This is a genomic window from Caballeronia sp. LZ032, from assembly GCF_031451315.1.
In the GTDB taxonomy this organism is placed as follows: Bacteria; Pseudomonadota; Gammaproteobacteria; order Burkholderiales; family Burkholderiaceae; genus Caballeronia.
Genome location: NZ_JARUXP010000001.1, coordinates 1201565 through 1207961, shown reverse-complemented (window position 1 = coordinate 1207961; position 6397 = coordinate 1201565). Strand labels below are relative to the sequence as shown.

6 protein-coding genes are annotated in these 6397 nt (G+C 54.8%); 3 read left to right on the top strand and 3 right to left on the bottom strand.

The features are described 5' to 3' along the window. The first annotated feature begins 127 nt into the window (after positions 1-127). Together QCE69_RS05610 and QCE69_RS05605 are read left to right on the top strand one after the other, a co-directional pair. Positions 128-439, top strand: a complete 312-nt coding sequence (locus tag QCE69_RS05610; protein ID WP_309929808.1) for an MFS transporter — start codon at positions 128-130, stop codon at positions 437-439. Positions 440-1648: 1209 nt separating this feature from the next. Beyond that, positions 1649-2617 (top strand): LysR family transcriptional regulator, encoded by a 969-nt coding sequence (locus tag QCE69_RS05605; RefSeq protein WP_201650246.1) that lies wholly within the window; start codon positions 1649-1651, stop codon positions 2615-2617. A gap of 106 nt (positions 2618-2723) precedes the next feature. Here QCE69_RS05605 and QCE69_RS05600 read toward each other — a convergent pair whose 3' ends face one another. Both QCE69_RS05600 and QCE69_RS05595 read right to left on the bottom strand, forming a co-directional pair. Continuing rightward, on the bottom strand, positions 2724-4064 hold the full coding sequence (locus QCE69_RS05600) for an APC family permease (RefSeq protein ID WP_309929804.1): 1341 nt from the start codon (positions 4062-4064) through the stop codon (positions 2724-2726). 456 nt (positions 4065-4520) lie between these two features. Next, positions 4521-5081 (bottom strand): SDR family NAD(P)-dependent oxidoreductase, encoded by a 561-nt coding sequence (locus QCE69_RS05595; RefSeq protein ID WP_309929802.1) that lies wholly within the window; start codon positions 5079-5081, stop codon positions 4521-4523. A 103-nt stretch (positions 5082-5184) separates the two neighbouring features. On the opposite strand from QCE69_RS05595, the gene QCE69_RS05590 reads away from it, so the two are divergent. After that, a complete protein-coding gene (locus QCE69_RS05590; protein WP_309929800.1) occupies positions 5185-5715 on the top strand; it encodes a MerR family transcriptional regulator in 531 nt (176 codons plus the stop codon). Here the strand turns inward: QCE69_RS05590 and QCE69_RS05585 are convergent. After that, a complete protein-coding gene (locus QCE69_RS05585) occupies positions 5642-6397 on the bottom strand; it encodes a cyclase family protein (protein ID WP_309929798.1) in 756 nt (251 codons plus the stop codon). The two genes, QCE69_RS05590 and QCE69_RS05585, sit on opposite strands and share 74 nt — an antisense overlap.

The window sequence follows — 6397 nt, the reverse complement described above, 5'->3', positions numbered from 1 at the left end:
GCTCGCACCTCCTACAACTGCCTGAGTTCGAAAAGTACAAGGCCACCTGATGAATGCCCCGAGGCGTCCACGAACAAAACCCAATTTTGCAGGTCCGACTATCTATGGTCAATGCGCGGCCCTGAAAATGCCGATCGGTGCAGTCGTTGCAGCTGGCCTCGCCATGCAGTTTTTCTTCTTTGGCATGTGGTGCGTGATCTACGCCTATACGCCGGAACTCTATCCGACTCGTGCGCGAGCGACCGGCGCAGGTATGGCGTCGTCGATCGGGCGGTTGGGATCGATTATCGGCCCGTATGCAATCGGCGTCGCACTTCCGGTAACCGGGCAAGGGGGCATATTCGCAATGGGTGCAGTGTGTTTTCTGATCTCGGCCATCACCATTGCCGTGCTTGGACAGGAAACAAGGGGAATCTCGCTGGAGGAGGTATCAAGGTAGCCCCGTTCAGCACCGCCGCGACGATGGGTACCAGAAGGAGCCAAATCACGAAATGGCCAGCATTCGAGCGCTTTACGCGAGATAGATAGCCGCGAAGTGTCACTCGACCGCTGAGCTGCTCTGTGACAGGTGCCACACCCCACCCTCCAAAGGTACCCAACTGCTCCTAACGGTCCCGCCAAGGGCGCAGAAACCTCCACTAAACGAGCTGGTGAGAAACCGTTTCAAATCAGCGCCATGACGTTAAGTTAGATGGAGAAGTTCAATGGAAAGAATAGGACGGTCGTTGAAAGCAATGGTCGAGAACTGGTTGTCGCCCAATCCTGAGCGAGGGTTCAGAGTCAGCCACTACGGACGATCCAGGATTGGGCGTTACGTTTGCGTTGTCGCTGAGAATGGAACAGGATCGAAGGCAATGTTCTTTTATCGTCACTCCGATGGAAACTGGTGCATCTTTCCACCGGCACCCGAGCGGCCGGCTATGCAGATTCGGGACTGTTGCTAGATAGTTTAACAAGATCGGCGGGAGATCCGTGCCACTTAGCACGCCTTCCTGGTAGATGGCCGAGCACTGGTCACGCGAAATCGGTCGCGCTATAAGCGGCACTTTCATCGTCTATGTTTCGATCAAAAGAGCATGACGCAATCCGTACTGAAATTGGATCAAACATCAAGGAACGGCTTCCGCTACGTATCTCCAGCGAACGCAACGATCGAACTATTACCAACTTTCGAAAGAATCCCTTGTCAGAAAGTTACTGTTCTAAAAAAGCGTGCGCTCGTACAATTTCCTCACCTGTAAATACCGAGTTCTTCCGTTTACCAATTACTCCACTCTGCGATGCTAGGTTGAGCTTATCGAGCCAATTCAACCCTTAACCGGACACTTGTATCCGGGCGTCGCGTTCCGGCGGCTGCACTAAAGAATCGGGCGGCATAGCCGAACACGTCTGAATGAGCCCGCTCTCGCGACCGGTATCTAGTTCGACAATGGTCTTGCTCAAAAGTATGCGGGCCGCAAGGCGAATTACCTTGATGTAAACAATACCTTAGCCGCAAGATCTGCGCCTTCTCGAAATCAGGATGGAGGTTACGTCCGACTCGGATCGATCTCCTCCTCCCGTGGCTCGGCAGGGAACGGAAAACCAGCAGTTACATGGTTATATGAGCATGCCAGCAACGTGGCGTTGACCAAAGAGCGGGAATAAGATGGATACAGTCAGTCAGATGCGCGTCTTTGTACGCATCGTGGAATGCGGGGCGTTTACACGCGCGGCAGAGACCTTCAACACAAGTCCGGGAGCCATGTCAAGGGCGATAACAGAACTTGAGGGACGGTTGCGCACTAGGTTGCTGAATCGTTCTACTCGAAAACTTGCGCTTACACCGGCGGGTGAAATCTACCTTGAGCGATGCAAACAAATTCTTGCGGACATCGAGAGAGCTGAGGAGGAAGCCAGCGACGCTCAGCAGCGGCCTACAGGAAAATTGCACATTCACAGCTTCGCAGGATTTGGGCTGCGCTATATTCTGCCTGCAATTAAGGCGTATCGGACGTCTTACCCCGAAGTCGTTGCTGACCTCACCCTATCTCAACGCGTTCCAGAACTCTATGAAGAGGGCATTGATATTGCCATCGTATCAACCTCGTCCGTCCTCCCCGACTCCGACCTTGTCTCGCACTTGTTGGGCTCCTCATTCAGCGTTCTCTGCGCGTCGCCTACATACGTGCTGGAACGAGGTATGCCAGGTAATCTGAATGAACTCGCTCAGCATGAGTGTCTTATTCTCCACACGCCCGCGTTTCCCGCGTACGAGTGGTTGCTTGAAAGCGACAAGGGAAGCGAAGCAGTCAAAATTTCAGGTTCAGTAGAATTGAACACAGGTGAAGCAGTTGCACTAGCGGTGCGCTCAAGCATGGGTATAGGCACGGTACCAGTGTACCTGGCGCTTGATGGTCTATTGGACGGAAGCCTCGTTCGCGTTCTATCGCAATATGTACTGCAGAAAATGAACATCTACGCGCTTCATCCTTCACGAAAGTACATCGATGCGAGAATACGAACGTGGATTGAGTTCTTGCGCCAGTACTTACCGACCGTAACCGCGCGCGATGCTCATTTGCTTGACGAATATGCGGCCTCGACGGTGAACGCAGCGGAATGTCCTCAGGCATAAATCGCTTGCACGTAGCAACGCTTGATTGACGGTGGATCGCAAACCCACACCTCCACCAAGTGCTCCGTGATGAGTGCGTTTTTTTCCAATTCCGCATAAAGATTTGTCAGACGTCGAGTACCATATTTCGATGAAAGATTTTCTTCAGAATGAAGTAATAGACGATACCGAAACCGCACCATGCCACGCCCAACTCCCATGTGGCCATGCCCATCGAGTAGAGCACGTAGGCGAGAATCACAAAACCTATCGCCGGGGACAAAAGATGTTTGAGGAATGACCGCGAGCGTTTCCGGAAAATGAAGTGTGAAATAACCGCGACATGCAACATCATGAAGCCACTGAGTGCGCCGAAATTCACGAAGTTCGTTAGAGTATCCAGGTGATCGAGAAATCCCAGCGACAATCCCAGTGAAACAATCGAGACCGACACCAGGCTGACATGAGGCGTCTTGAACGCCGAATGGACTCTAGCCAATACGAGCGGCAACTTTCGATCACGCGCCATGGAATAAAGCAGGCGAGCAATAGCTGTCTGGGAAGCGATAGAACAAGAGACCCCGAAGGTCAGCGCCGTGGACCAAGCAGTGAGCAAAGACAACGGCTTGCCTCCTGCTACCTCGGCGATTTCATAGAACGCAGTATCCAAAGACTTGAATTTGAGCCCGGCGGCCAGGTCTGCTGCGATCCATGTCTGCAGTACAAACAACGCGCCCACACATAGCAGGGACACGACCGTCGCATTTCCAACGGTCTTTGTACTGTTGCCTCGGACCTCTTCAGCGAGCATGGAAATGCCGTCAAATCCAAGGAAAGACAAGGCGCACACGGACACTGCCGAGAAAATCATGATCGGCTTGAAAGACGCAGGCTGAAACAGCGGATTCAGCGTGAGGCGCCCTGCACCCTCGCCGTGATACAGCGAGTACAGTCCACATACGCAAAAGATGATCAATACGAGGATCTGGGCAATTAGGAACAGCCTGTTGGCCGCCGCTGTCACCTGCACGCCAACATAGTTGGTGACGGTGCCAATGAGTAAGAAAGCAACAATCCAGAGCCACTTGGGTAAAAGCGGAAACAGCGACGAAAGCGCGGAAGCTGCGACCACATATGTCAGCGCGGGAATCAGTAGATAGTCCAGGATGAGCATCCACCCGGTGAAGAAACCCGCTGTCTCGCCTATGCCTCGTTGCGCGTATGCATAAGCTGACCCCGCAATCGGGAAATCCTCGGACAGGACTTTGTAGCTCAGCGCAGTGAACAACATGGCGACCATCCCAATCACATACGCCAAGGCAACCATCCCGCCTGCTGCATCCGCAACGTAGCCGTAGATCGCAAACGGTGCGATCGGTATCATGAAGATCACACCGTAGATAACGAGGTCGACAAACCCAAGCGTGCGTTTCAGTTCCTGCTTATAGCCAAATGATTCCGTTGACATAGCTTGATCCCGAAGAGGTGTTGTATGGCAACGTGTGAATCTCGGCGTCTCCGCCCAAACTTCGCGTTGCGTCAGGATCGATTTTCGTTAGCCTTAATCATTGGAAAAGATCCAAAGCATAAGCTTTTCGGTGCACTTTTGGATGATCGGAATTCGCCCGGGATATCTACTGCCGTACGACAGTGTATGGATCGATCACCGAAAAGACATCGTGACCAAACGGTCGAACATGGCATCCGAAAGCAGCCATCGTAGAAATAAAATCGGGCCAGCCATTGCACCCGCGTGATAGCGCGCTCTCGGACGCGATGCCTTCAATGCCTTGAGCGTCAGTTTAGCGATCGCCTCTGGCGACGAGCCCTTCGATTGGCGCTGGACTTCGACGTATTGTCTAAGGAGCTTGATATATGGGCCCGTGCCCGAGAGACGCTGCGCTTCCGCGATAGCGATATCGCCCTACCCTGTTGCAATGATCCCGGGCTCGATCACGATGACGTCGATGCCGAAAGGCCTGGTTTCCAGCCTCAGCACATCGCTGTACCCTTCCAGGGCAAATTTCGAGGCGTGATACCAGCCCCCCATCGGCGTATAGATCTTTCCGCCGACCGACGTTACGTTAACGATCTTGCTGGCCGCCTGCTCCCTCATCTTTGGCAATACCTTCTGGATCAATCGGGCCGTACCGAATACATTCACGTCGAATTGCCGATGTGCGTCGTCCATCGGTATGTCTTCGAGCGCGCCATATTGGCCATATCCTGCGGCATTGATCAACACGTCGATGCGGGGTTGCTCGTTTAGTACCTGCGCCACCCCGGCATCCACCGCGGCTTTATCCGTGATGTCCATGTAGAGAACACGACCGCCTGCGGCCTGGATCGGAGCCAACTGATCAGCACGTCGTGCCGCACCGTAGACGATGTAACCTTCTTTCAGAAGCGCCAAGGCAATGCTTTTACCAATACCGGAAGAAGCCCCAGTGACCAGAGCAACAGGGGGATGCGCGCAGATAGCCATGTTTGCCTTTTCGTTGACTGAACGGTAGTCGTTGTTTATAAACTGTGGGGAAACCCCACAGTCAAGTAGTCGTTTGGCTCACGAAAGAAAGGAGGATGATCCCGTGCTGATCAGCGAGCTGGCAAAGCTATCGGGCCTGTCCAAGGACGGCATCCGTCATTACGAGGAAGTGGGTCTGATCCGATCGACCGCGCGGCAGGCGGGAAGCCGCACCTATCGGGAATATGGCGCCGATGCACTGGATGTGATCATCAAGGTCCGCAACGCACAGCGTCTCGGATTCGCCCTCAAGGACATTGGTCCGCTGATGCAGGCCTATGAGGCCAACACCTTCTCGCTCGAAGAAACGATAGGTATTCTGGAGGAGCGACTGCAGGAAGTCAGAGGCAAGATCGACGAACTACGCCAAAGCGAAGCCTACATCGTCGAGAAAATTGCCCTGTACCAGAAAACACGAGACATGGAAGCACTGGTAAGCGTACGCACCGCCCGTCCGAAGCGATCGCTGAAGGGGCGGCGCGGCCGACAAGAACGCGCCGATAGAGGGCAACGTATTACGGTTACGGCACAATCGCAAAAACACGCGCCGGAAATCCGGAACCACGCTTCGGCTTTGGCCAAGTCGCGACGATAAGCGCCCCCGCTTCGGGCATCGCATCGAGATTGGCCAGCAACTCGATCTGCCAACGATCCTGGTCGAGCACATAGCGTTCGAGCGAGCCATCACCGCGACTGATCGCGAGACCGCCGTCGGTGTCCAGCGTCTCATGCCCGCAAGCCGTCGCACCACGTTCCTCGAAGATGCAACGCAGCGCTTCGAGCGTCCAGCCGGGGAAATGTGCCACACCTTCAGGGTCGCGATTCGACATTTTCTCGCGATCCGGCCAGCGAGACGCCCAGCCGCTATGCTTGGCGACAAACGCGCCGCGTGGTATCGGACCATTGCGCGCTTCCCAACGCAGTATGTCGTCGGTCGACAAACGATAGTCCGCATTGGCGATTACCTGCTCGCGGATGTCGATGACGACCAGTGGCAGGATCATCTCGCTCACCGGTATCTCGTCGAGAAACCGGCGGCCCGCCACGAAGTGCGCGCCCGGATCGACATGCGTGCCCCACTGGCCGACAAAGCTGTAGCGATGCGCAAGAAACCCCTGCCCCATCGATCCACGCGCCGGCGCGTGGTCGTACAGGACCGTACGCGTCTCAGGCTCGAAGAACGGCGAGTGCGGAATCGACGCGTCGAACGCGTGGGTCAGGTCCACGAACCGGCACTCATGCAACTGCCCCAGGAGTGCCCAGAGGTCGAGCGCCAT